The sequence below is a fragment of the Stenotrophomonas sp. STEN054 genome, assembly GCF_056854535.1.
The window spans coordinates 38,130-63,068 of the sequence record NZ_JBXFWG010000023.1; the positions used below are offsets into that span (position 1 = coordinate 38,130).

General features: G+C 68.7%; 22 protein-coding genes. 16 read left to right on the plus strand and 6 right to left on the minus strand.

What is annotated here, in order from left to right; genetic code table 11:
* Positions 1-2: 2 nt before the first annotated feature.
* The 9 genes from AC1VXD_RS11155 (at position 3) to AC1VXD_RS11195 (ending at position 10,288) form a co-directional block, all read left to right on the plus strand.
* On the plus strand, positions 3-932 hold the full coding sequence (locus AC1VXD_RS11155) for a DUF58 domain-containing protein (protein WP_482992083.1): 930 nt from the start codon (positions 3-5) through the stop codon (positions 930-932).
* Positions 929-1,378 (plus strand): DUF4381 family protein, encoded by a 450-nt coding sequence (locus tag AC1VXD_RS11160; protein WP_482992084.1) that lies wholly within the window; start codon positions 929-931, stop codon positions 1,376-1,378. The genes AC1VXD_RS11155 and AC1VXD_RS11160 overlap by 4 nt, the downstream gene beginning before the upstream one ends.
* The gene (locus AC1VXD_RS11165) at positions 1,375-2,379 is read left to right on the plus strand and encodes a vWA domain-containing protein (RefSeq protein WP_482992085.1); all 1,005 of its coding nucleotides are present in this window, start codon (positions 1,375-1,377) and stop codon (positions 2,377-2,379) included. Before AC1VXD_RS11160 ends, AC1VXD_RS11165 begins: the two co-directional genes overlap by 4 nt.
* Positions 2,376-4,175, plus strand: coding sequence for a VWA domain-containing protein (locus AC1VXD_RS11170; RefSeq protein WP_482992102.1), 1,800 nt, complete (start codon positions 2,376-2,378; stop codon positions 4,173-4,175). The genes AC1VXD_RS11165 and AC1VXD_RS11170 overlap by 4 nt, the downstream gene beginning before the upstream one ends.
* Positions 4,172-5,866 carry a BatD family protein gene (locus AC1VXD_RS11175; RefSeq protein ID WP_482992086.1) on the plus strand — a complete coding sequence of 565 codons (1,695 nt, stop codon included), beginning with the start codon at positions 4,172-4,174 and terminating at the stop codon, positions 5,864-5,866. Before AC1VXD_RS11170 ends, AC1VXD_RS11175 begins: the two co-directional genes overlap by 4 nt.
* A 57-nt stretch (positions 5,867-5,923) precedes the next feature.
* Positions 5,924-7,258: a dicarboxylate/amino acid:cation symporter gene (locus AC1VXD_RS11180; protein ID WP_482992087.1), complete on the plus strand. Its 1,335-nt coding sequence runs from the start codon at positions 5,924-5,926 to the stop codon at positions 7,256-7,258.
* Between the two features lie 174 nt (positions 7,259-7,432).
* Positions 7,433-9,430: a transketolase gene (gene tkt / locus AC1VXD_RS11185; RefSeq protein ID WP_482992088.1), complete on the plus strand. Its 1,998-nt coding sequence runs from the start codon at positions 7,433-7,435 to the stop codon at positions 9,428-9,430.
* Positions 9,431-9,692: 262 nt separating this feature from the next.
* The gene (locus tag AC1VXD_RS11190) at positions 9,693-9,971 is read left to right on the plus strand and encodes a type II toxin-antitoxin system RelE/ParE family toxin (RefSeq protein ID WP_482992089.1); all 279 of its coding nucleotides are present in this window, start codon (positions 9,693-9,695) and stop codon (positions 9,969-9,971) included.
* An 11-nt stretch (positions 9,972-9,982) separates the two neighbouring features.
* Positions 9,983-10,288 (plus strand): HigA family addiction module antitoxin, encoded by a 306-nt coding sequence (locus AC1VXD_RS11195; protein WP_482992090.1) that lies wholly within the window; start codon positions 9,983-9,985, stop codon positions 10,286-10,288.
* A 68-nt stretch (positions 10,289-10,356) separates the two neighbouring features.
* Here AC1VXD_RS11195 and AC1VXD_RS11200 read toward each other — a convergent pair whose 3' ends face one another.
* The 3 genes from AC1VXD_RS11200 to AC1VXD_RS11210 all read right to left on the minus strand — a co-directional run bounded on the left by AC1VXD_RS11200 (position 10,357) and on the right by AC1VXD_RS11210 (position 13,470).
* A complete protein-coding gene (locus AC1VXD_RS11200; protein ID WP_482992091.1) occupies positions 10,357-10,860 on the minus strand; it encodes an NADAR family protein in 504 nt (167 codons plus the stop codon).
* A 65-nt stretch (positions 10,861-10,925) separates the two neighbouring features.
* Entirely contained in the window at positions 10,926-12,878 is a 1,953-nt protein-coding gene (locus tag AC1VXD_RS11205; RefSeq protein ID WP_482992092.1) for an acetyl-CoA hydrolase/transferase C-terminal domain-containing protein, read from the minus strand.
* Positions 12,879-12,912: 34 nt separating this feature from the next.
* Positions 12,913-13,470, minus strand: coding sequence for a flavin reductase family protein (locus AC1VXD_RS11210; RefSeq protein WP_482992093.1), 558 nt, complete (start codon positions 13,468-13,470; stop codon positions 12,913-12,915).
* Positions 13,471-13,587: 117 nt separating this feature from the next.
* On the opposite strand from AC1VXD_RS11210, the gene AC1VXD_RS11215 reads away from it, so the two are divergent.
* From AC1VXD_RS11215 to AC1VXD_RS11225, 3 genes are read left to right on the plus strand one after another with little or no spacing between them, the layout of a single operon-like run.
* Positions 13,588-13,953: a BlaI/MecI/CopY family transcriptional regulator gene (locus tag AC1VXD_RS11215; RefSeq protein WP_079223013.1), complete on the plus strand. Its 366-nt coding sequence runs from the start codon at positions 13,588-13,590 to the stop codon at positions 13,951-13,953.
* The gene (locus AC1VXD_RS11220) at positions 13,946-15,208 is read left to right on the plus strand and encodes a M56 family metallopeptidase (RefSeq protein ID WP_482992094.1); all 1,263 of its coding nucleotides are present in this window, start codon (positions 13,946-13,948) and stop codon (positions 15,206-15,208) included. The genes AC1VXD_RS11215 and AC1VXD_RS11220 overlap by 8 nt, the downstream gene beginning before the upstream one ends.
* 8 nt (positions 15,209-15,216) lie before the next feature.
* Positions 15,217-15,771 carry a hypothetical protein gene (locus AC1VXD_RS11225; RefSeq protein WP_482992103.1) on the plus strand — a complete coding sequence of 185 codons (555 nt, stop codon included), beginning with the start codon at positions 15,217-15,219 and terminating at the stop codon, positions 15,769-15,771.
* A gap of 42 nt (positions 15,772-15,813) precedes the next feature.
* Here the strand turns inward: AC1VXD_RS11225 and AC1VXD_RS11230 are convergent, their stop codons facing one another.
* Positions 15,814-16,614 (minus strand): MBL fold metallo-hydrolase, encoded by an 801-nt coding sequence (locus tag AC1VXD_RS11230; RefSeq protein WP_482992095.1) that lies wholly within the window; start codon positions 16,612-16,614, stop codon positions 15,814-15,816.
* A 10-nt stretch (positions 16,615-16,624) separates the two neighbouring features.
* Positions 16,625-17,443, minus strand: a complete 819-nt coding sequence (locus AC1VXD_RS11235; RefSeq protein WP_482992096.1) for a S1/P1 nuclease — start codon at positions 17,441-17,443, stop codon at positions 16,625-16,627.
* A 70-nt stretch (positions 17,444-17,513) separates the two neighbouring features.
* On the opposite strand from AC1VXD_RS11235, the gene AC1VXD_RS11240 reads away from it, so the two are divergent.
* Entirely contained in the window at positions 17,514-18,677 is a 1,164-nt protein-coding gene (locus AC1VXD_RS11240) for a GGDEF domain-containing protein (RefSeq protein ID WP_482992097.1), read from the plus strand.
* 99 nt (positions 18,678-18,776) lie between these two features.
* On the opposite strand, the gene AC1VXD_RS11245 is transcribed toward AC1VXD_RS11240, so the two are convergent.
* Entirely contained in the window at positions 18,777-19,406 is a 630-nt protein-coding gene (locus tag AC1VXD_RS11245; protein ID WP_482992098.1) for an OmpW/AlkL family protein, read from the minus strand.
* Positions 19,407-19,600: 194 nt separating this feature from the next.
* Between AC1VXD_RS11245 and gap the strand changes: the two genes are divergently transcribed.
* From gap to AC1VXD_RS11260, 3 genes are all read left to right on the plus strand, one after another.
* Complete coding sequence (gap, locus tag AC1VXD_RS11250) at positions 19,601-20,605, plus strand: type I glyceraldehyde-3-phosphate dehydrogenase (RefSeq protein ID WP_079222994.1); 1,005 nt, start codon at positions 19,601-19,603, stop codon at positions 20,603-20,605.
* A 124-nt stretch (positions 20,606-20,729) separates the two neighbouring features.
* Positions 20,730-23,390, plus strand: coding sequence for a DUF2339 domain-containing protein (locus tag AC1VXD_RS11255; protein ID WP_482992099.1), 2,661 nt, complete (start codon positions 20,730-20,732; stop codon positions 23,388-23,390).
* Positions 23,387-24,763 carry a DUF3999 domain-containing protein gene (locus tag AC1VXD_RS11260; protein ID WP_482992100.1) on the plus strand — a complete coding sequence of 459 codons (1,377 nt, stop codon included), beginning with the start codon at positions 23,387-23,389 and terminating at the stop codon, positions 24,761-24,763. The genes AC1VXD_RS11255 and AC1VXD_RS11260 overlap by 4 nt, the downstream gene beginning before the upstream one ends.
* The last annotated feature ends 176 nt before the right edge of the window (positions 24,764-24,939 follow it).

Below are 24,939 nucleotides of genomic sequence, written 5' to 3' on the forward strand. Positions count from 1 at the left end.
GCATGTCCGATCCATCCCTGCCGCACAGCGCCAGCGTGGCCGAAGGCGATGGCCTGCGCCCGCAGCTGGCCGAGCTGGTGGCGCTGCGCCGGCTGGCACAGCGACCGCCGCCGCCGCGTCGTGGGCGTGTGGGCAATGCCGGCCAGGCACCGTCACCGCTGCGCGGACGCGGCATGGAATATGCCGAGTCGCGCGAATACGTACCCGGCGATGACGCCCGGCACATCGACTGGCGGGTGACCGCGCGCACCGGTCGCGCGCACACCAAGCTGTTCCAGGCCGAGCGCGAGCGGGTCAGCCTGATCGTCGCCGATACTTCTCCGGCGCTGTATTTCGGTACGCGCGTGCGCTTCAAGTCAGTCCAGGCCGCGCGCGCCGGTGCCGTAGCCGCCTGGTCCGCGCAGCGTCGCGGCGACCGTATCGGCGCGCTGCGTGGCAGTGATCGTGAACCGCCGATTGCTCCGGCCGGCGGCCCGCGTGGCGTGCTGCGCGTGCTCGACGCACTGACCCGCTGGTATGCGCAACCGCCCGCCGATGACCTTGGCCTGGAGCGCGCGCTGGATCACGCCGGCCGCGTGCTGCGCCCCGGTGCGCGCATGCTGGTGCTGGCCGATCCCCAGCAGGCCCTGCGCATCGCCCCGGCGCGCTGGAGTGCGCTGGCCCAGCACCATGATCTGAGCCTGCTGCTGCTGGTCGATCCGCTGGAACTGCAGCCGCCTTCGGCACCGCTGCAGTTCCTGGCCGCGCAGCAGCGCATCGGCCTGGACCTGCGCCGCAGCGAGGTGCAGGCGCACTGGCGCGCGCACTTCGTTGAACCGCTGCAGGCCATGCGCCAGCAGCTGGCCGCACGCAGGGTGGATGTGCACATCCTCTCCACCGATGCGCCCAGCGACGCGTGGCTGGCACCTGCACCGACCGAGGTGCCGGCGTGAGCGCGGCCCTGCCACTGCGCGACGTCGCACTGCCGCCGTCACCCTCGTGGTGGCCACCGGCGCCGGGCTGGCTGATGCTGATCGGCGCCGTGCTGCTGGTGCTGGGCATCGTGGTGTTCATCGGCGAGCGTCGTCGCCGTCGACGCCAGCGCTGGTTGCAGCAGTTCGACCGGGAACTGCAGGCTGCGCCCACCGCAGCGGCCGAACTGGCCGCCGTCGCCGGCCTGCTGCGTCGCGCCGCGCGCCTGGCCCAGCCGGGCAGCGAAGCGCTGCATGACCAGGCCTGGTGGCAGCGGATCGACCCGAAGGAGCAGCTGGCCGAGCCGGAGCGACGCCTGCTGGCCGAGGGCGCGTACCGCCCGCAGGTGGCCGCGGACGAGGTGGCCGAGGTCCGCCGCTGGGCACGCGAACGTTACCTGCAGCTGCTGCAGGAGCGTCGCCGATGAGCCTGCTGGCAAGTTACTGGCCCTGGCCGGACCTGCAGCTGGCCTGGCCGCTGGCACTGCTGGCGCTGCCGGTGCCGCTGCTGATGCATCTGTGGAAGCGCCGGGCCGAGCCGGGTGCTGCCCTGCGCGTTCCGTATGCCGCCGCCGAGCTGCAGGCCCTCGCCGGCGGCGGGCGGGTCGATGCGTACTGGCTGCGCACGATCATCCTGTGGTTGGCCTGGGCCGCACTGTGCGTGGCGATGGCGCGGCCGCAGCAGCTGGGCGAAGCGATCACGCCGCCGCAGGAAGGCCGACAGATGATGCTGGCGATGGACGTGTCCGGCAGCATGAGCGAGCCGGATATGGTGCTCGGCTCGCAGGCGGTGGAGCGATTGACCGCGGCCAAGGCCGTGCTGGCCGACTTTCTCGACCGCCGTGCCGGTGATCGCGTCGGCCTGCTGGTGTTCGGCGACCGCGCGTACACGCTCACCCCGATCACCGCCGACCTGGCCAGCGTGCGCGACCAGCTGCGCGACAGCGTGGTTGGCCTGGCCGGGCGCGAGACCGCCATCGGCGATGCCATCGCACTGGCGGTCAAGCGCCTGCGCAGCCAGCCGGAAGGGCAGCGCGTGCTGATCCTGCTGACCGACGGCGTCAGCAATGCCGGTGTACTGGAGCCGCTGCGCGCGGCCGAACTGGCCCGTGCCGAAGGCGTGCGCGTGCACACCGTGGCCTTTGGCAGCGACGGCAGCATGCGTCTGTTCGGCATCCCCATCGCCAGCGACCGCGACCCGGTGGATGAAGCCACCCTGCGAAAGATCGCCGAGATGACCGGCGGCCGTTTCTTCCGCGCCCGCGATACCGACGAGCTGGCCGGCATCTACGCCGAGCTGGACCGGTTGGAACCGATCGCGGCGAAGGGCCCGAGCCTGCGCCCGCGCAATGAACGCTATGCCTGGCCGCTGGGCCTGGCGCTGTTGCTGGGTGCACTGGCATGGCTGTGGCCGGAGCGCCGCCGATGATCGCCACCTTCCTGCAGACTTTCCACGCGGCGCTTCCCGATTGGAACGCACTGCATTTCCTGCGGCCCGAGTGGTTGTGGGCGCTGCTCGCGCTGCCGCTGATCATCGCCGCCGCGCTGTACCGGCAACGCCGCAGTGACGCGTGGCGGCAGGCCGTCGACGCCCACCTGCTGTCGCACCTGCTGGCCGCGGGTGGCCGCCGCCGTGCGCGCCTGCCCTGGGCCATCCTGCTTGGCTGGACGCTGGCGGTGCTGGCCCTTGCCGGCCCGAGCTGGCGCCAGCAGGCGCAGCCCATGTACCAGGCCGGCACGCCGCTGGTGGTGGTGCTCGACCTGTCCAGTCGCATCACCGCCACCGATCTGCCGCCGTCGCGGTTGCTGCAGGCGCGGGCCAAGATAGGCGCGCTGCTGCGTGCGCGGCAGGGCGGGCAGGTGGGTCTGGTGGTGTATGCCGATGATGCCTACACCGTCGCACCGTTGACCGATGACACCGCCAACGTGGGGCTGTACCTGGATGCGCTGTCGCCGGAGGTGATGCCGCGCGATGGGCAGCATGCCGACCGCGCCATCGACTGGGCGACCCAGCTGCTGCGGCAGACCGGCACGCTGCGTGGGCGCATCCTGCTGATCAGCGACCAGGCCGATGCCGCCGCCGCGCTCGCCGCGACGCAGGCGCGTAGTCTCGGCCTGCAGGTGTCGGTGCTGGGCCTCGGCACGCCCACCGGTGCCGCTTACCGCGATGGCAGCGGGCAGATCGCCCAGGCGGCGCTGGATGAAGGCAGCCTGCGCACGGTGGCTACCGCCGGTGGCGGCCAGTACGCCCGGATCGCCGCCGATGACCGCGACCTGCGTGCACTGGATGTGCTGGATGCCAGCGATGGCACCGCCCGGCAGCGCCCGGGGCAGGGCAGTCAATGGCAGGATGAAGGCTACTGGCTGCTGCCGCCGCTGATGCTGCTGGCCCTGCTGGCGTTCCGCCGCCGCGCGGTGCTGGCCGCGGTGCTGGCGGTGGGCCTGCTGCCGCTGGCCGGCAACCTGCACGCGCAGCCACGCAGTGCGCCGACGAAAGAAACCGGCACGCTCTGGCAGCGCGCAGACCAGCGCGAGCACGAACGTATAGCAGAAGGCGTGCAGGCCTACCGCAACGGTGATTTCGACACCGCGCGCGCGCGCTTCGAGGGCATCGACAGCGATGCCGGCCTGTACAACCTCGGCAACGCGCTGGCGCGGCAGGGCGACTACGACGGTGCCATCGCCGCTTATGACCGCGCGCTGGCCAAGCATCCGGGCATGGCCGATGCCGTGGCCAACCGCGCGGTGGTGGACGCCGCGCGCAAGCGCAAGCCGCCGTCGAACAAGGGCCAGAACAACCGCTCCAACCAGGACAAGGGGCAGGGCCAGCCGCCGCAGCAGCCGAAGCAGGAACAGCAGCCGGGTCAGCAGGGGCAACAGGGCCAGCAGGATCCTAAGCAGGGGCAGGGGGATCAACAGCCTCGGCAGCAGGGCAAGCCCGGCGACACGAAGGACGGCCAGAATGCCGGTCCGCAGGCCGCCGATGCGAAGGCACAGGCGCAGGCCGACGCCGAACAGCGCCAGCGCATGCAGCAGGCCATGCAGCAATCCAGGCCTGGCGAGCAGGGCAAGCCGGCCACGCGTGGCGACGGCCGCACGCCGCAGCAGCGTGAGGAACAGCAGGCGGTGGAGGCGTGGATGCGCCGCGTGCCCGATGACCCGGGCGCGTTGCTGCGCACCAAGTTCCAGCTGGAAAACGAACGTAGAAAGAGGGAAGGGCGATGATCGGCGTGCCGCGCAGGACATTCCAGGTGACGGTGCTGCTGGCGATGCTGCTGGTGTGGCTGCCGTCGGCCGCGCTGGCGCAGACGCGCGCGTGGCTCGACCCGGCCAGCACCACCCTGGGCGAACCGGTCACCCTGCAGGTGGAAACCGACCAGGGCAGTCCGGACTACGCGCCGTTGAATGCAGACTTCGTGCTCGGCGCGCAGGGCAGCAGCCGCCAGGTGCAGTGGAGCAACGGCAGCATGCAGCAGCGCAACGTGTACTCGGTGACGCTGACCCCGCGCCGCAGCGGCACCCTGCTGGTGCCCTCGCTGCAGGTCGGCCGCCAGCGCACCGAGCCGCTGCAGCTGCAGGTGGGCACCGGCACGGTGCCCACCGCACAGAGCAATGCCGCCGCCTTCGTCGAGACTGAAGTAGACGACGCGCAGCCTTACGTGCAGCAGAGCGTGGGCGTGGTGGTGCGCCTGTACTTCGCCTCGCAGCTGGCCTCGGGCGAGCTGGTGCTGGATACGCCCGAGGGTGCTTCGCTGCAGCGGGTAGGCGAGGACCGCACTGACGTGCGCCAGATCAATGGCCGCCGCTACAACGTGGTGGAGCGCCGCTTCCTGCTGATTCCCGAACGCAGCGGGCCATTGCGGCTTCCTGGTGCACGCTTCAACGGGCGCACGGCCGGTGGCTTCTTCGATGATTTCTTCGGCGCGGGTGGCGACGGGCGCATGAATGCCGTCGCCCCCGAGCGCACCCTGCAGGTGCGCGCGCAGCCGGCGCAGGCACCGCAGCCCTGGTTGCCGCTGCACGGCCTGCAGCTGCGCTACACCACGGCGCCGAATGGTGCGCGTGCCGGCGAGGCGGCCACCGTGGTGGTCGAGGCCGTGGCCAACGGCGCGACCCGCGCCCAGTTCACTGACCTGCCGGTGCCCGACGTGGGCGATGCCGGGCAGGTCTTTGCCGAACCGGCCCAGTACGATGAGACGTTCAGCGGCAGCACGCCGCGCCTGAAGATCACCCGTCGCTATTCGATCGTGCCGCGCCAGGCCGGCACGCTGGTGGTGCCGGGGCCGAAGGTGACCTGGTGGAACGTGGACAGCGGCAACGCCGAGCAGGCCACGCTGCCGGACCTGACCCTGACGGTGGCCGCCGGACGCAGCGGCACCCCGGCGCCCCAGCCCCTCGATACCCAGGCTGCGCTGCCGGGCGACGACGCGCAGCCGGACGCAGCGACCGCAGTGGCGCTCGGCGCGGCCGTTGCGCGCCCGTGGCCCTGGATCGCGGCCGCCGTGGGCCTGGCCGTGCTGTGGCTGCTGACCCTGGCCTGGGGCTGGCGCCGTGGCCGTCGTGCAGCGTCTGCCGACGCACCGATCACCGCAGGCACCCGCCACGGCGGCACATCGCGTGGCAGCGTGGCCGCGCTGCGCCGCGCACTCGATGGCGAGGGATTCGACCAGGTGCAGGCGCAGTTGTGTGCGATGGCCGGGGTGGAACGCCTGGAGCAGGTGATCGAGCGCCTGGCCGATCCGGCCCAGCGCCAGGTGCTGCTGGACCTGCAGGCCGCGCGCTGGGGCGGGCAGGGTGAAGCGTCGGTGCTGCGTGCGCGCCTGCGCGAGTGCTTCCGTGACGGACCGCACTGGTCGGCGCCGCAGAAAGCCGTGGACACTGGGCTGGCGCCGCTGTACCCCACGCAGCGACCCTGAACCGGCGCGGCTTGCGCGCTTTGTTAGAGTAGATTCATTTTTCGAGGAATGCCGCGTATGACAGCAGCTGCTGCCGACAGGAAGAAGTTGCCCCTGCACTGGAAGATGGGCATCGGCTTTGCGATCGGCTTGGTTCTGGGACTTACCGTGCATGCCCTGGGCGGCAGCGTCGATGGTGTGCAGGCCGGTGCCAAGTGGGTCATGGACTACATCACCACGCCGGCGTCGGGCCTGTTCCTCAACCTGATCTTCATGCTGATCGTGCCGCTGATCTTCTCGGCGCTGATCATGGGCGTGTCCGAGATGGGCGATATCCGCGCCCTCGGCCGCATCGGCTGGAAGACCCTGGCCTACACCATTCTGTTGTCCGGCATTGCCGTGGGCATCGGCCTGGTGCTGGTCAACGTGCTCAAGCCGGGCGCCGGCGTCGACCCGCAGACGGCCGCGCTGATGCTGTCGGAGAATGCCGAGCGCAGCAAGGAGATCGTCGCCGGCATCCATGGCACGCCCAAGGGCATGGACATGCTGCTGTCGATCGTGCCGAGCAACGTGCTGCAGGCGGCATCGGACAACGGCGCGATCCTGTCGCTGATGTTCTTCGCGCTGATGTTCGGCATCGGCATGGTGCTGACCGACGAAGCGAAGGTCGCCCCGCTGCGTCGCGCCATCGAAGGCGTGTTCGAAATCTCGATGACCCTTATCAACCTGGTCATCCGCCTGGCCCCGTACGCGGTGGCCTGCTTCATGTTCAACCTGGCCGCGCTGTTCGGCTTCGAGCTGATCCTCCGCCTCGGCGCCTATGTGGGCGTGGTGGTGCTGGCGCTGGGCCTGCACATGGTCGTGACCTACGGCGCCGCCGTGTGGCTGTCGGGCCGTTCGCCGCTGTCGTTCTTCCGCGACACCCAGGAAGCGACGGTGATGGCCTTCTCCACCGCCTCCAGCAACGCCACCCTGCCGACCGCGCTGCGCGTGGCCGATCAGATGGGCCTGCCGCAGCGCGTGTCGCGTTTCGTGCTGACCGTGGGCGCCACTGCCAACCAGAACGGCACCGCGCTGTTCGAGGGCGTGACGGTGATCTTCCTGGCCCAGTTCTTCGGCGTGGACCTGTCGATCGGCCAGCAGGTCATGGTGATGGCGGTCTGCATCCTGGGTGGCATCGGTACCGCCGGCGTGCCGTCGGGCTCGCTGCCGGTGGTGGCGATGATCTGCGCCATGGTCGGCGTGAACCCGCTGGGCATCGGCCTGATCCTGGGCGTGAATCACTTCCTGGACATGTGCCGGACCGCGCTGAACGTGACCGGTGATTTGGCCCTGACCACCCTGGTGGCCAAGGGCGAGGCTGCGGACACCCCGGCCGAGGCGGCCGCCGCCGCGGCGCGTCTGGACAACTGACCGGTAGTGCCGGCCGCTGGCCGGCAAACCCTGAACGGGGTCGGATTCCTTTCCGCCAGGAAACGGCTCCGACCCTGTCTCGTTTTCGGGCGCCGTTGACCTGACCCTGCCGGGCGTCTGTGGGACAATGGCGCGCCCGCAGTTTCGCGGCCGCCTCCCGATTCCGACAGAACCATGACGCAGCCTACCCGTCGCCAGTTGGCCAACGCCATCCGCTTCCTTGCCGCTGATGCGGTTGAAACCGCAAATTCCGGCCACCCCGGCATGCCCATGGGCATGGCCGATATCGCCGAAGTGCTCTGGAACGACTATCTCCGGCACAATCCGAACAACCCGCAGTGGTTCAACCGCGACCGCTTCGTGCTGTCCAACGGCCACGGCTCGATGCTGCAGTACGCGCTGCTGCACCTGAGCGGCTACGACCTGCCGATCGAGCAGCTCAAGCAGTTCCGCCAGCTGGGCAGCCACACCGCCGGCCACCCGGAATACCACGAGACCCCGGGCGTGGAAACCACCACCGGCCCGCTGGGCCAGGGTTTCGCCAATGCCGTGGGCTTCGCCCTGGCCGAGAAGCTGCTGGCACAGCGCTTCAACCGCCCGGAGCTGGAAATCGTCGACCACCGCACCTGGGTGTTCATGGGCGATGGCTGCCTGATGGAAGGCGTGTCGCATGAAGCCGCTTCGCTGGCCGGCACCTGGGGCCTGCACAAGCTGGTCTGCTTCTGGGACAACAACCACATCTCCATCGACGGCAACGTCGCGGGCTGGTTCACCGACAACACCCCCGAGCGTTTCGAAGCCTATGGCTGGAACGTGGTGCGCGATGTCGACGGCCACGACCCGGAAAGCATCAAGGCCGGCATCGAGGCCGCGCTGTCGCAGAGCGACAGGCCGACCCTGATCTGCTGCCGCACCACCATCGGCTTCGGTTCGCCGAACAAGGCCGGCAAGGAATCGAGCCACGGCGCCGCGCTGGGCAAGGACGAGCTGGCCGCCACCCGCAAGGCGCTGGACTGGAACTACGGCCCGTTCGAGATTCCGGAAGAGATCTACGCCGGCTGGCGCGCCGGCGGTACTGGCACCCTGCGCCAGGCCGAGTGGGAGCAGCAGTTCGACAAGTACGCCGCGCAGTACCCGGCCGAAGCCGCCGAGCTGACCCGTCGTTCGCATGGCGAGCTGCCGGCCGACTTCGTCGCCCAGGCCGATGCCTACATCGCCAAGGTGGCCGCTGAAGGCCCGACGATCGCTTCGCGCAAGGCCTCGCAGCTGGCCATCGAAGCCTTTGCACCGCTGCTGCCGGAAATCGTCGGCGGCTCGGCTGACCTGGCGCATTCGAACCTGACCCTGTGGAAGGGCAGCACGTCGGTCGCCAGCGATGACGCCAACGCCAACTACGTGTACTACGGCGTGCGCGAGTTCGGCATGACCGCCATTGCCAACGGCCTGGCCCTGCACGGTGGTTTCATTCCGTTCGACGCCACCTTCCTGGTGTTCAGCGATTACGCCCGCAACGGCGTACGCATGAGCGCGCTGATCCCGGCCCACGCCATCCACGTCTACACCCACGACTCGATCGGCCTGGGCGAAGACGGCCCGACCCACCAGCCGGTGGAGCACCTGGCCTCGCTGCGCTACATCCCGAACAACGATGTGTGGCGCCCGTGCGATGCCGTCGAGTCGGCGGTGAGCTGGAAGGCCGCGATCACCCGCCAGGACGGCCCGAGCTGCCTGGTGTTCAGCCGCCAGAACCTGCCGCACCAGCCGCGCAGCGCCGAGCAGATCGCGCAGATCGAGCGCGGTGGCTACGTGCTGGCCGATGCCGACGGCACCCCGGACGTGATCCTGATCGCCACCGGTTCGGAAGTCTCGCTGGCCACCGAAGCCAAGGCCCAGCTGGATGCCGCCGGCCTGAAGACCCGCGTGGTCTCCATCCCGTCCACCGACGTGTTCCTGCGCCAGGATGCGGCCTACCGTGAATCGGTGCTGCCCAACGCCGTGCGCAAGCGCGTGGCGATCGAAGCCGGCGTCACTGGGTTCTGGCGCCAGTTCGTCGGCCTGGACGGCGCGGTGATCGGTATCGACACCTTCGGTGCCTCGGCCCCGGCGGACAAGCTGTACAAGCACTTCGGCATAACCACCGACCACGTGGTGGCCGCCGCCAAGGCGCTGTAAGCAGCCGCGCAAAGCAGGAAAGGGAAAGGCCGGCGCAAGCCGGCCTTTCTCGTTTCCGGGTGGGAATACTGCTTTTCCCGGAATGACTCATCGGCGAACCGATGATGTCGTGTTGGCCTCTTCCGCCTGTACTGCGCTTTCTGCGAAAACAACGACCTACGTGGCATTCGCCGGGCAAACCCAGTTCGGGTGAAGGAGGGATCGTGCACAGGACGCATATCCAAATTGCAGGATGTAAGGTGATGCCTTACAGTTGGCAGGCGTGATCGTCAGCTTCCGGCATAAGGGGCTGAGAGCACTCTATGACCGGGGTGACGTGTCAGGTGTCCGCGCGGACCATGTCGGCCGCCTGCGACGTCTGCTCCATCAGCTTGATCAAGCCAATCTCCCCGGCGATATGGGATTACCAGGCAATCGTCTGCACCCATTGCAAGGAAACTACAAAGGCTATTGGTCCGTGAGCGTTTCGGCGAGCTGGCGCCTGGTCTTCCGCTTCCGGGGGCTCGATGTTGAATTGGTCGATTACCTTGATTACCACTAGGAGCACCTGCGATGCCGATGCATGACCCGCCTCATCCGGGGCAGTCGCTGCGCGAGGACATCCTGCCTGCGATCAACATGTCCATCAGCGCGCTTGCGCAGCATCTGGGGTACTCCCGCGGACAGCTGTCGACGATCATTAACGGGCATGCAGGCGTTTCTGCGGAACTGGCGTACCGGCTGGAACTGGCAGGTCTGGGAAACGCGCGAATGTGGTTGGCGATGCAGGCAGCCTATGATTTATGGCAGGCAGAACACCGGGAGCATCCCCCGATCAAGCGCCTGTACCTGGCCGATGTTCTGAACTGCCCGCAGTAGATCCACGCCACGCGTGGATGCCCGCTACATCGCCGCGCGCACGTCCATCAGTGCAAACCCCAGCAGGTTCAGCCCACGCCACTGCGCCGGTTGTGCGCGTCCGCGTGGTCCTTGGCCAGGCCGATGCCCCAGATGAAATCCACCGGGCTGGCTTCGACCAGCACCCAGCCTTCGGTTGCGCGCAGGAACGCCCCCAGTTCCGGGTTCTGGGCGAACTTGGCCTTGTTGCCGTCCACCACCAGCTGGTAGCGCGCCTGTACCCAGCGAGCTTCGTCGAAGCCTTCGATCTGGCGGCCTAGTGCCTTGGCCTTGTCCGGCGTGGCGCTGGCGATGATTTTCCCAAGCAGCTCGTTGGCACCGAACAGGCGCGCTTTGCCGGCCATCATGTAGTGCTCGGCGGTGCGGTAGTGCACGCCATCGATGTCGAAGCCGGCGTCATACCACTGGCTGAAGCAGAAGGCGGACACGCCGCTGCGCGGCGGCTGGTGGCCCCAGAAGCAGAGGTAACGCAGGTCTTCGCCTGCAGCCTGGCGCTGCTGCAGTTCATGCAGGAAACGGGAATCGTCTTTCATCGCCACAGGATACCGCGTCAGCGCTGCCGCCCCATTCGCCGGGCATGGCCCGGCGCTACCCCTGCTTACGCGGTGCGGGCGAGGGCCAGGCGAAGCAGGCGCGCGTTGACGCGCTCGCCGAGATCCTTCGGTGCCTGCAGGCCCATGCGCTGCAGGTACACCGCGTCGCCATCGCCGGCGGGCTGGCGCACCGCGGCCCACAGCGTGCGCAGCTTTTCGCCGCGCGTCTGCGTGTTTGCCTTCAGCCAGCCCAGTGCCTTCACCAGCACCTGCTCGATCTCGTTGAAATCGCTGCCCAGCGGATAGTCGGGCAGGGTGCCATCGGCACGGAACGGTGCCAGCGCCGCCGCCAGCGCCTGCGGTGTGTTGCGCTGTTCGCGCTGCGGATCGGGATGTCGCCCGGTGCGCAGCTTGCGCGATGCATAGGCCTGCTGCAGCAGGCCGGCCTGGAACGGTGCCTCGGTGATCGCGGTCATCGCCTGCACGCAGTCGTCGTCGGTCAACGCGCGCAGATCGGCAATGCCGTACTCGTTGAGGTAGATGTCACGCAGGTGGCGCGGAATGGTGGTGTGCCCGTAGTTCCAGCGCACGTTCGATGCACGCTGGCCCTTGTCGTCGCGCGCGGCACGGAACATCAGCACACTGCGCGCTTCCGGCAGCGCATGCGCCATCGCCACGAAGTTGTACTGCCCGCCCACGCCGGACACCACGCGGCCGTCGTCCAGCGCATCGGACACCGCCGCACCCAGCGCGGTGGCCATCATGCAGGAATTGAAGAAGCGCGCATGCCGGCGCTGCAGGCGCTCCAGCGTCTCGTTGCCGCCGTACAGCTGGTTGATCTCGCTGATGCGGCGCATGCCGATGGCGCTGCGCTCGTCGTCGGGCAGGGTGCGCAGCCATTCGTAGAACTCGGGCGAACCCAGGTAGAACGCGCCGTGCAGGTATTCGCCTTCTGCCTCCAGCGTGGCGTGGTCGATGGACAGCGTGCTGCCGTTCTCGATGCGCTGCATCAGCGCCAGATCGTCGTGCACCTTGCGCCGGATGACGCCGGTCTGCACCAGCCGGCGGAAGCCTTCGTTGAGCATTTCGCTGCAACCGTACAGACCGACCTCGAACGGATCGAGGCCGCCGATTTCCTCCACCAGCGGATGGCTGGCCAGCTGCGGATCCAGCGCATTCAAAACGCGGCGGTAGCGCGCGTTGTCGGTATGGCGCAGCACAAGCGCATGGCTGAGCGCATCGGCCAGCGTACCGATGCCGATCTGCAGCGTGCCGCCGTCGCGCACCAGAGTGCTCGCATACAGGCCGATGGCGTAGTCCGCATCGGCCACTGGCTGCCGCGGCAGGCCGAACAGCGCCGGGTACGGCGGCGGCGGGGTGATCACCAGATCGAAGAAGGACACATCCACCGTGGCCGTGCCGCCCAGGTAGGGCAGCTGCGGGTCGATCTCGGCCACCAGCAGCGGGCGCGGCAGGCCACGCGCGGCCATCGCATCCAGGGTGTCCTGGGTGATGTCGTTGTTGCACGACAGCGAAAGCCGGCGGTCGTCCGGGCGCATCGCTACTTTCTGCACGATCACCTGCGGTGCGCGCTGCGCCACGGCGTCGGCGGCGTGCGTGTAATTCAGGCTGGTATAGCTGGATTGCGCCTGCCGCGAACCGAGCAGTGCGCCGGACTGCATGTAGAACTCCTCCACCTCCACATGCGGCGGCAGCGCATCGCGGGCGACCGCATCGGCATAGGCCAGGCGCGGGAAATCCTCGCCGAAATGGCGCTGCACGAACGGCGCCATGAAGCGCGCCTCCAGGCCATCGCCGCGTGCCTTGGGCGGGTTCAGCGACAGTGCGGTGTACAGCTGCAGCTGCCGCGACGCATCCCCTTCCACCCGCGCATACAACGCATTGAGCAGCCGGTGCGGCTTGCCCAGTGCCAGCGGTGCCCCCACCCGCAGCGGCCCGTCCACGCGCGCGAACAGCCAGTCAACGGCGGCGTCGAGGTCGGTCAGGTGTTCGGTCATGCGTGGCGGTCCTGCGGCAAGGGGAGTGCTGGCATTACAGCATGTCGGGCTTGAACCGCCGTCGACGCGAGATTTCCTGCCCTGAAACCATGAACCGGCCATCGCCCCGGTAGTGGAACGTGCGTGGCAGCTTCGGTCGCGGTGCGACGTGGGCGCGCACGATTTCCCAGATGAAAAGGTTGTTGGCCTGCACCTGGCTGTCGTCGTGCAGCCGGCACTCGAAGCTGGAATGGCATTGGCCGACCAGCGGTGCGGCGACGTCGCGGGCGGGCGCTGCATCCAGGCCAAACCGCGCGAACTTGTCCACCTCGCGGCCGCTGCAGTTGCCGATGTCCACCACGGTGTCCAGCAGCTCCACGCCCGGCACGTTGATCACGCACTGCCGGCTGTCACGGGCCAGGGCAAAGCTGTGGTTCTCGTTCCAGATGTAGGTGGCCAGCAGCGAGGGCGAGAAGCCCATCACCATGTGCCAGCCCAGTGTCATCAGGTTGCGTTGGCCGTGGGCCGCCGTGCTGACCAGTACGATGGGGCCCGGCTCGAGGAAACGCCGGGCCTGGTCTACCGGGTAATCCCGTTTGCGCAGCGGCTTCATGCGGGCTCCGTGGGCAGAGGGGCCGATGCTGGGGCAGGCCGGATGAACCGGCAGTCGAGGGCTTGACATCCCGTTCGATTACGCGCGTAATCTGGTTGTCGATTACGGATGTAAACCATGACCCCGATCAGCGAAGCCGAAGCCGTCGTGATGGAGGTGCTGTGGCAGCAGGCGCCGCGCAGTGCCGATGAGGTGGTGGCCGCACTGGCCCACCGTGAATGGGCCGAGCCGACCATCAAGACCCTGCTCAACCGCCTGCTGACCAAGGGCGCGATCGCCGCAGAGCGCGATGGCCGCCGCTACCTGTACCAGCCGCTGCTGCAGCGCCAGGCCTGGGTGGAAACGCAGAGCCAGGACTTCATCGGCCGCGTGTTCGATGGCCGGGTGGCGCCGCTGGTGGCGCACTTCAGCGAGCGTGGGCAACTGACGGCGCAGGACATTGCCGAACTGAAGAAGCTGATCCAGGAGATGGACGATGAATGAGCTGCTCGATGGACTGTGGCAGGCCAGCCTGTGGCTGGCGCTGGGCGTGCTGCTGCTGGCGGCCGCGCGGCCACTGCTGGTGAAGCTGGGCGGCGCGGAACTGGCCTATCGCAGCTGGTGGCTGCTGCCGCTGCTGCTGGTGGCCCTGCTGCTGCCCCTGCCGGCCTTGCGGGCATTGCCGGTGCTGCAGCATGTGCCCACGCTGCCGCTGAAGGTGGTGCCGGGCACCGTTGAAGGTGTCACCGCGCAGCTGCCGATGTGGCCGTGGCTGCTGGCCCTGGTCTGGGGGCTGGGCGCCGGCCTGCACCTGGCGCGCGAACTGCGCGCGCAACGCCGCTTCGAGCGCGCACTGGGCACGCTGCAGGCGCGCGGCGATGGCAGCTGGAAGGCCAGCGCCGACCCCGGCCTGCCCGCGCTGGTCGGCCTGTGGCAGCCGCGCATCGTGGTCGGCCCGCACTTCGACCAGCAGTTCGATGCCGACGAACAGGCGCTGATCCTGCGCCACGAACGCAGCCACCGCCGCAATGGCGACCACTGGGCCAATGGCGCATTGCTGCTGGCACGTTCCGTGTTCTGGTTCCACCCGTTGTTGCCCTGGGCCGCGCGCCGCTTCCTGCGCGACCAGGAACTGGCCTGCGATGCGCGCACCGTTGCCGCGCAGCCGACGCAGCGCCGTCTTTATGCCAGCACGCTGTTGAAGGCGCAGCTGGTCCGCCCGGTTGCACCGATGGCATGTCATTGGCGCAGCCAACCCGTGTTGAAGGAGCGTATCGCCATGTTGAAGCAGTCGAAGCGGAAGGCATTGCCGAAGGTGTCCGGCCAGGTGTTGCTGATGGGGTTGTGCATGGGTGTTGCTGCGTTGGCCTGGGCCAGCCAGGGTGCGGTGAAGGGCACGCCGTCGGTCAGCGCCGAGCCGTACCAGTACGCCGCGGCGGATGCCGCCAAGGCCGGCCTGGACAGCCCGATCCAGGCACAGAAGATGTCACCGCCCAGCTATCCGGCCGAGGCTTTCGAGAAGGGCCAGACCGGTGTGGTGAAGCTGATCGTGTCCGTCGATGCCAAGGGCACCGTCACCGATGTGCAGGTGGAAAGTGCGACCAACCCCGGCGTGTTTGAAGCCGCCTCGATTGCAGCGGCGCGTAAATGGACCTATACGCCGGCGATGAAAAATGGAAAGCCGGTGGCCGGCAAGCTGCGCGTCCCGATCACCTTCGCCATGGACAACACCGAATCTGCAGGCGGCCAGGCGCAGTGACGGCTGCGATGAAGGGCGCACCGCTGTGTATTGCAGCGGTGCTGCTGGCAGGCTGCGCCACCCGGGAGCGCGTGACCACGGTCGACACCCGCAGCGAGAACGTCGGCCACCAGCGCCTGCGCACGGCGGATGGGGACGGTAGCGGGCAGATCCAGCCTTACACGCTGGCGGCCAGCGAGGGCTATCGGATGCCGCAGCTGCATACCGCACCCGACCCGGTGGTGGGCGGGAACGACCCACGCACCTCGCTGGCACCGACCACCATCTGCCTGCAGGTGGTGGTCGACGCGCAGGGGCGGGTTGAACGCAGCCAGCCGCTGACCGACCGCAGTGAATGCAGCGCCGGCCTGGCGGCGGAGAACGGGCCGCTGCTGCAGGCTGCGCAGGCCGCGGTCGCGCAGTGGCTGTACTCGTCCGCAGCGGTCTGCCACTTCGCACCGGGCAAGATGCCTGATGACCGTGGCTGCGAGGGCGCGGACCGCATCGAACCGGTGGCGGTCACCCTGCAGTACGCGTTCACCTTCGTGAAGGGCCAGCACGTGGTACGCACGCAGGGCCGGTAGCGCCGGGCCATGCCCGGCGGAGGACACAGGGCGGGACGGTCGTCAGGCACCGCCAACGATGTTGGCCTTCACCGCCGGCCGCATCAGCTTCGGCTCGGCCAAGGTGGCATCACGCGCTTCGCGCACGCTAACGAATGCCGCTTCATCCACGCCGTCGTGCACGTGGATGTTGTGCGCGCGCTGCTCGCCGATGGTGGTCTGGTTGGCGAACGCGCGGCCACCCGGGCCGTAGTCGTGGCAGACGAACACGCGGGTGGCATCGGGAAGGGCAAGCAGGCGCTGGATGGAGCGGTACAGCTGCGCGGCATCACCGCCCGGGAAATCGCAGCGGGCGGTGCCGCCATCGGGCATGAACAGCGAGTCGCCGGTAAACAGCGCATCGCCGATGAGGTAGGCGATGCTGTCGCTGGTGTGGCCGGGCACGGCGATGATGCGGCCCAGCAACTGGCCCAGCGCGAAGGTTTCGCCGTCGGTGAACAGATGGTCGAAGTGTGCGTCCTGCGCCGACAGCTCCAGGCCGTAGCGCGGTGCGAAGGTGGCCTGCACATCGCGGATGCCCTCGCCGATGGCCAGGGTCGCCTGCGGGAAGCGCTGTTTCAGCCGTCGCCCGGCCGACACGTGGTCGGCATGGGCGTGGGTTTCCAGCAGCCAGCGCAGGCGCAGGCCCTGCTGCTCGATGGCCTCCAGCAGCGGGCGCACCGGCGCGTCGCTGCTGGCGTCGGTGTCCGGGTCGTAATCCAGGACCGGGTCGATCAGCGCCGCTTCACCGCTGTCCGGGTCGAAGACCAGGTAGCTGAAGGTATTGCTGTCGCGGTGGAAGAAGGATTTGACCTGGGCCGACATCGGAACCTCCTCAGCGCGTGCCGAGCACGCGGTTCAGCAGCTGTGCCAGATTTTCGCCGGCCAGCCGCAGCTGTGCTTCGGCCACCGGGCGGTAGCGTTCGGTGTATTCATCGCCGATCCTGTGCGTGGCCGGGTACACGCCCGGCTGCACCGAGATGCGGCAGCTGGCTTCGGCCCAGCGCTGCGGGTCGCGCTGCGGGTTGGACTGGCGGGCCAGCTTCGGCGCCGGCAACGCGCGCAGCACCGGCAGGTAGCCGGCGTCATCCAGCTTGCGGGTGTTGAGCATGCCGCTGTCCCACAGCGAATGCAGGTTGGTACCGCGGTTGCCGAACTGCAGCTGGAAGTCGTTGCCGCCCTTGTCGTGGCCATAGCCGGCATGCATCGGCTGGTGCACGTCACCGACCATGTGCACGACGAACTTCAGCGCCTGCAGACGCTCGCCGTCGGTCAGGCTGTGGTCGCCGAGAATGGCGCTCTGCGCCTTCAGTGCTTCGACGATGCAGTTACCGTTCTTGCAATGCTTGGCCGGCTCGTACTGGCAGCCGTCCTCGGCGATGTTGACGTAGTGCCAGCCGGCGGAGCGACGGCCCAGGCCGGGGTCCTTGGCGCGCAGCTGGTCGGCCCACGGCGCGATGCTGGCCAGGGTGGCGCCGGGCTCGGTGGCCAGCAGGTGGTCGACCTCGGCACGCGCAGCCGGGTTGAGACGGGTATCGGCAACTTCGGCCACCAGGCGATGGCCTTGCGCGCCCCAGGCATGGGCGGGGGCGGACAGGGTCAGCAGGGCCAGCGCGAGGGCGGCAGCGAGGATCAGGGAGTGCAGGGCTTTCATGGGGCCATTCTAGCGGGAGGCGCAGGGACTGGATTGACGGGATGGGGCCAGTCGCCATCCGGCATTGACAGTGGACGGGGTAGGGTGGGGGCCGATTGAGGGGGAGGGATGGATGATCATTGAAAACAGCCGTGCCGAAGCGGCTGCCACCGCCGACCAGGACTTTGCCGATAGCTTCAACGCACAGGTGCTGTGGCGCATGCGCTGCGCCTGCATCCTGGCGGCGTTGCTGGCGCTGGTTTTTGCCGTGCTGGACCGTAGCTGGCTTCCACCCGACGTGAATGCCGCCGTATTCCGGTGGCGCGCCGGCCTGCTGCTGCCGGCGCTGCTGATGGGGGTGATGCTGACCTTCGTGCCGGTCTTCCGCCGTCGCCTGCAGACGCTGGGGGCCTGCGTCGTGCTGGTGGCAGGCCTGGCGCTGGTCATGATGATCTGGACCGCCCATCGCGCGGGGGTGAACTATCCGTACGAAGGGATCAGCCTGTTCCTGTTGCTCAACTATTTCCTGTGCGGCCTGCGCTTCGCGGTCGCGGCGGTGGCTGGCTCCGTGGTCAGCGCGGCCTTCGCCCTGGCCGAGTTCAGCCTGGGCTGGCAAGGGGCGCTGCAGGGGGTGATGTTCGTGCTTGCAAGCAACACGGCGGGCATTGTGGGCAGCTACATTTCCGAACGACAGGCGCGGGCCACCTGGCGGGCCGAGCGTCAGCTGGATGCCATGGCCAACCATGACGCGCTGACCGGTCTGCTCAATCGCCGGGCCTTTGCCCGCCGCGCCCGCGAGATCTTCCAGGGCTATCTGAAAACGCCCCACGCACCCGGCGCGCTGCGGATCGCGATGATCGATATCGACTATTTCAAGCGTTACAACGATCACCACGGTCATCCGGCGGGCGACACGGTCCTGCATGCGGTCGCCCTCACCCTGGCTGCGCAGCTGCAGGGCACCGGCTCGGTGGTGGCGCGCTATGGCGGCGAGGAATTCGTAGCGCTGGGTTACTGGACGCCGGGTGAACCGGAAACGGCGCCGTTCGAGCAGATGCGGCAGCAGGTGCAGGCGCTGGCGATCACGCACGTGGCTTCTGATGCAGCGCCCGTGGTGAGTGTGAGCATCGGCGTGGCACGCTGGCATGACCAGGGTGGCGACACGCTGGAGCAGGCGTTGCAGCGTGCCGACAAGGCGCTGTACCGGGCCAAGGCAGCCGGCCGCAACCGGGTAGAAGTTGCCGCAGACCCGTAGCTCCACGCCCTGCGTGGAGGCTTTCAATGACCGCGGCGAGGGAGAAAAAAGGCCCCGGCACACACACCGGGGCAACATGCTGCGAGGGTTGCGGGTGCCTCAGAACTTGAAAACGTAAGACACGCCGTAGGCGAGCGGATCGATGTTCACCGTGCCGATCTTCTCGCCATTGAGCTTCACCTTGCTGTCGATGTCGATCCAGCGCAGGTCCACGCGCAGGGCACCCTTGTCGCCAATGGCGAAGTCCATGCCGGCATGCGCGGCCAGGCCCCAGGAATCCTGCAGCTTCAGCTTGCTGCCGGCCAGTGCGCCGGTGGTGTCCTCACTGAAGAAGGTGGTGTAGTTCAGGCCGGCGCCGATGAAAGGCGAAACCTTGCCCGCGCTGTTGAAGTGGTACTGCAGGCTGACCACCGGCGGCAGGTGCTTGGTGCTGCCGACCCGGCCCAGCCCGTCGATGCTGATGTCGTGCTTGAACGGCAGGGCGGCCAGCACTTCAATGCCCAGATTGTCCGCAATGAAATATTCGCCGGTGATGGTCGGCTTGATGTCACTGTCGACGTCCACCTTCAGGGTGCCACCGGCCAACGAGCCGTTGTTGGACTTCGGGGCGACCTGGTGGACGCCGGCCGAGATGGTCCAGTCGCCCTTTGACTGGGCCATGGCCGGGGCGGCGGCCAGCGAGACGGCGGCGGCCAGGGCGGCCAGGAGCAGGGGGGAGGTCTTGCGCATGGGGGTGTTCTCGTTGCGGGGTGGATGTGGCCAGTCTCGGCCTCACGCCGCGCTAACGCTTTGATCCGGATCAAATCCTGTCTGGCCGCCTGCCAGCCCCCGGGTGCTGGCCCGCGGTGGTCAGGGCGGTGCTGCTAGACTTGTGGGCCCTATCCATCCCGCCGCACCCGTCGCGGCTGCAGGAGCTTCTGAACATGGCAATCAAGGTTGGTATCAACGGTTTCGGTCGCATCGGACGCAACGTCCTGCGCTCGGCGGTGCTGAACTTCGGCGATGACATCGAAATCGTGGCCATCAACGATCTGCTGGAGCCGGACTACCTGGCGTACATGCTGAAGTACGACTCCGTGCATGGCCGCTTCAAGGCCGACGTGGCCGTGCAGGGCAACGACCTGCTGGTCAACGGCAAGAAGATTCGCCTGACCCAGGAACGCGACCCGGCCAACCTGAAGTGGGACGAAGTCGGCGCCGACGTGGTGCTGGAAGCCACCGGCCTGTTCCTGACCAAGGAAACCGCGCAGAAGCACATCGACGCGGGCGCCAAGAAGGTCATCCTGTCGGCCCCGTCGAAGGACGACACACCGATGTTCGTGTTCGGCGTGAACGACAAGACCTACGCCGGCCAGGCGATCATCTCCAACGCCTCGTGCACCACCAACTGCCTGGCCCCGCTGGCCAAGGTCATCAACGACAAGTGGGGCATCAAGCGCGGCCTGATGACCACCGTGCACGCGGCCACCGCCACCCAGAAGACCGTCGATGGCCCGTCCAACAAGGACTGGCGCGGCGGCCGTGGCATCCTGGAGAACATCATTCCGTCGTCCACCGGCGCAGCCAAGGCTGTCGGCGTGGTCATCCCGGAACTGAACAAGAAGCTGACCGGCATGAGCTTCCGCGTCCCGACTTCGGACGTGTCGGTGGTCGACCTGACCGTCGAGCTGGAAAAGGAAGCCACCTACGCCGAGATCTGCGCCGAAGTGAAGGCACAGAGCGAAGGCGCGCTGAAGGGCATCCTGGGCTACACCGAAGACAAGGTGGTGGCCACCGATTTCGTCGGTGAAACCCACACCTCCGTGTTCGATGCCGACGCCGGTATCGCCCTGGACGGCACTTTCGTCAAGCTCGTGTCGTGGTACGACAACGAGTGGGGCTACTCGAACAAGTGCCTGGAAATGGCCAAGGTCGTCGCGGCCAAGTAAGGCCCGCGAAGATCCGCACACGAACCCCGGCCTGGCCGGGGTTCGTCGTATCTGGGCCCGGCTGACGTAGCATGGGCCCCGGACCGCTGCCGCTGGGGCGCGGCTGCGTTGGGGTAGACGAAGAATGGAAGCACTGATCGTCCTGTTGGTTCTGGCCCTGCTGGCGATACCGCTGCTGCTGGTGGTGGCGCTGGTGATGATTGCCGGCCTGCGCCGGCGCGTGGCCGCGCTGGAAGGCGCACTGGCCGAGGGCATCACGGCCGCCGCCGCACCGCTGCGTGAAGCCGGGGCTCCCGTGCCACCGGCTCGGCCGGCCGCCGCCGAGACCAGCGAACCGCCGTTCCTGCGCCCGGCCGTTGCCGCGCCGCCGCCGGTACGGCCCCCCGAACCTTCCGTTGCGCCGCCCGCGCCGGCCCCCGCACCCGCCGCACCGCCGCCGGTACCGGCATGGCCGCCATTGCCAGCGGAACCGGCGATGCCCAACGTGATCGAACGCGCCGTGGGCGCGGTCAAGCGCTGGTTCACCGAAGGCAACGTGCCGGTGAAGATCGGCATGCTGGTGCTGCTGGCCGGCGTCGCCGCGCTGTTGAAGTACGTCAGCGACCAGGGCTGGCTGGTGGTGCCGATCGAGCTGCGCCTGGCCGGCATTACCGTTGGCGCACTCGGCCTGCTCGGTTTCGGTTGGCACCAGCGCGAACGCCGCCGGTTGTTTGCGCTGGCCCTGCAGGGCGGCGCCATCGGCGCGCTGCTGCTGACCATCTTCGCCGCGTTCAAACGCTTCGAACTCATCAACCCCGGCTTCGCCTTCGCCAGCTCGATCCTGCTGGTGGCGGGCCTGTGCGTACTGGCCGTGGTGCAGAACTCGCGCACGCTGGCGGTGCTCGGCATCCTCGCCGGCTTCATGGCACCGCTGTGGCTGTCCACCGGCAGCGGCAACCACGTGGGCCTGTTCAGCTACTACGCGGTGCTCAATGCGGGCATCTTCGCCATCGCCTGGTTCCGTCCGTGGCGCGCGCTCAACCTGCTGGGTTTTGCTTTCACCTTCGGCATCGGCACGTTCTGGGGCGTGCTGCAGTACCGCGCCGACAAGTTCGCCAGCACCGAGCCGTTCCTGCTGCTGTTCTTCGCCTTCTACCTGCTGATCCCGCTGCTGTACGCACGCCGCCAGCCGGCCGAGCGTCGCGATCTGGTTGACGGCAGCCTTGTGTTCGGCACGCCGCTGATCGCGTTCTCGCTGCAGGCCGGCATGCTGCACGCGCAGCCGATGACGCTGGCGTTGTGCGCGCTGGGCCTGGCCGCGATTTACGCGGTGCTGGCACGCGCGCTGATCCATCGCGCCTCGTACAGCGTGCTGGCGCAGTCGCACGCGGTGCTGGCGGTAGGCTTTGCCACCCTGGCGGTACCACTGGCTGTGTCGGCGCGCGCCACCGGTGCGGTGTTCGCGCTGGAAGGCGCCGGCCTGGCCTGGCTGGGGCTGCGGCAGAAGCGCTGGCTGCCACAGGTGGCCGCTGCGCTGCTGCAGCTCGGCGCCGCGTTCGCGTTCGTGGTGGGTGCCGACTACTGGCACGGCGACACGCGGTTCCTGCTCAACCCGACCGCCATCGGCGCGCTGCTGCTTTCCGTGGCCGGTTTCGCCAGTGCGTGGAGCTACCAGCGCTGCGCGCGGCATGACGTGGCCGTGGTCTATTACCTGTGGGGCCTGCTGTGGTGGCTGGGCGGGTTCGTCCATGAGATCGGCCGCTTCATCGAGCACGCGGCGCAGGCGGACGCGCTGCTGGTGCTGGCGGCGGTCACCGCCTGGCTGGCGGCCGAGGTGCAGCGTCGCCAGCCGGCACGCGCGCTGGGCATGACCGCACTGGTGATGCTGGCCGCCGGCTTCCCGCTGGCCCTGCTGCAGAGCGATGCGCACCAGCAGCCGTTTGCCGGTTACGGCGCGCTGGGCTGGGCGGTGTTCGCCGTGCTGGGCGTGCGCACCCTGCTGTGCCTGCGGCAGGGCGGCGACGGCGTGGCCCGTATCGCCCAGTTCCTGTGGTGGCTGCTGTGGCCGTCGCTGCTGTCCCTGTTTGCGCTGTGGGGCGGCGATACCGCGCATCTGGCCCAGGGCTGGAGCGCGCTGCTGGTGACTCTGCCGTGGCTGCTGCTGGCGGCGTTGTCGCTGAGGCGCTGGGCGTGGCTGCGCTGGCCGCTGGGTGTCGCCTTCGATGCTGCGCGCGTGGCGCTGCAGAGCGTGGTGTTCGGCGTGTTGGCCTGCGCCTGGTGGATCGGCATCACCCTCGCCGGCGATGCCGCACCGCTGCCGTGGCTGCCGGTGCTGAACCCGGCCGAGCTGGCACAGTGGCTGAGCCTGCTGCTGGCCGCGCGCTGGCTGTTCGGCGGCCAGGCCCCGGCGCTGTTGCAGCGCCTGCGCGTGCCGCTGCTGGCCCTGGCCGGCTTCATCGCCCTGACCAGCACCGTGCTGCACGGCGTGCACCACTGGGGCGGTGTGCCCTGGGCGCCGTCGATGGCCCGCGAGAGCCTGGCCCAGACCAGCCTGACCGTGCTGTGGAGCGTGCTCGGCGTGATCGCCTGGGTCTGGGGCTCGCGCCGTGGCCAGCGCGTGCTGTGGATGGTTGGCGCCGTGCTGATGGCCGTGGTCCTGGCCAAGCTGGTGCTGATCGACCGCCAGCATCTGGGCAACCTGCTGGGTATCGCATCGTTCATCGCCTACGGCCTGCTGTGCACGGTCGTGGGCTATCTGGCGCCGGCGCCCCCGGGCACCGCGCCGACCGTGGAGAACACGCAATGAAAAAGTGGAGCACGGCACTGCTGCCGATGTTGCTGGCGCTGGCCGGCGTCGCATCCGCGCAGGCCACCGATTACCGCACGCACTACGCCGAACAGTGGCCGTTGAGCCTGTCCAGCGCGCAGTCCGGCGCCTACCGCGTGGTACTGGAGCCGGCCATCTACCGCCGCGCCGGCAGCGCCGATCTCAGCGACCTGCAGGTATTCAACGCGGCGGGCCAAGCGTTGCCCTCCGCGCTGCTGGCCCCGGACCAGCCGCTGGCGCAGCCGCCGGTGCATCGCGAGCTGCCGTGGTTCGCGCTGCCGCCGTTGGCCGAAGCGCAGCGCAATGACCTGCAGCTGCTGACCGAGCGCGACACCGATGGCCGCGTGCGCCGGGTCGAAGCGCGCGTGGGCGGCGGCGTCGTGGCGAACGGGCAGGGCGGTTGGCTGATCGATGCCAGCGTGCTGGGCCAGCAGCCGCTGGCCGCACTGGTGCTGGACTGGGCCGACAGCGGGCAACCGCTGCAGGCGTTGGTGCAGCTGGATGCCAGCGACGACCTGCAGCACTGGCGCGCGGTCGCGCGCGATGTGCCGCTGGTGGACCTGCAGCGCGCCGGCAAGCGCCTGCTGCAGCGTCGCCTGCAGGTGGATGGCAACGCACGCTACCTGCGCGTGCTGCCGCAGGGCGACGCGCGCCTGCCGGCCCTGCGCAGCGTGATGGCCGAACTGCCGCCGGCGCCGGCGACGCTGCCGTGGGAGTGGCTGTCGCTGGAACCCATGGCGGCCGGCAAGGGTGAATACACCTTTGAGCTGGATGGACGCTTCCCGGTCAGCAAGGCCGACGTGGCCAGCACCGACAACAGCCTGGTGCAGTGGACGCTGTACAGCCGCGACGATGCCGATGCGGAATGGCAGCGCCGCAGCACACCGTGGATCGCCTACCAGGTGCAGCAGGGTGCCGTGGGCCAGCGGCAGCAGTCGGCCGCGCAGTCACTTGGCGGCCCCTGGCGTGACCGCTACTGGAAGCTGGTGGCCAGCCCGGTGGAAACGGCCACGGCACCGACCCTGCGCCTGGGCTACCAGCCGGAAGTGATGGTGTTCCTGAGCCAGGGCGCCGCGCCGTACGCGCTGGCCGTGGGCAGCGCCACCGCACGCCGCGCCGAAGCACCGATCGCGGTGCTGATCGAGGAACTGCGCCAGCGCAATGACCCGTCCTGGCAGCCGACGCTGGCGCGGCTGGAAGGCGGCCCGGAGACGCTGGCTGGCGACGCGGCGTTGAAGCCGCAGCGTGACTGGAAGGCGTGGCTGTTGTGGGCGCTGCTGGGGTTGGGCGTGCTGGTGGTGGGTGGCCTGGCGGTCAGCCTGCTGCGACAGAAGCCTGCGCCTTCGGCGTAGGTTCCCGCGAACGGCGCAGCCCCTCGTCGGGGGGCGTTCTTGAAGCAAAAGCCGCGCTTGGCCGGGCAGGTGGGCTGGGCAGGGGACGCCGTGAACCCATACATGGGGGCTTGGCCGCGGCAGCCATGCCGCGGACACCCCAAGGCCCCCCCCCCCCCCCCCCCCCGCCACAATTA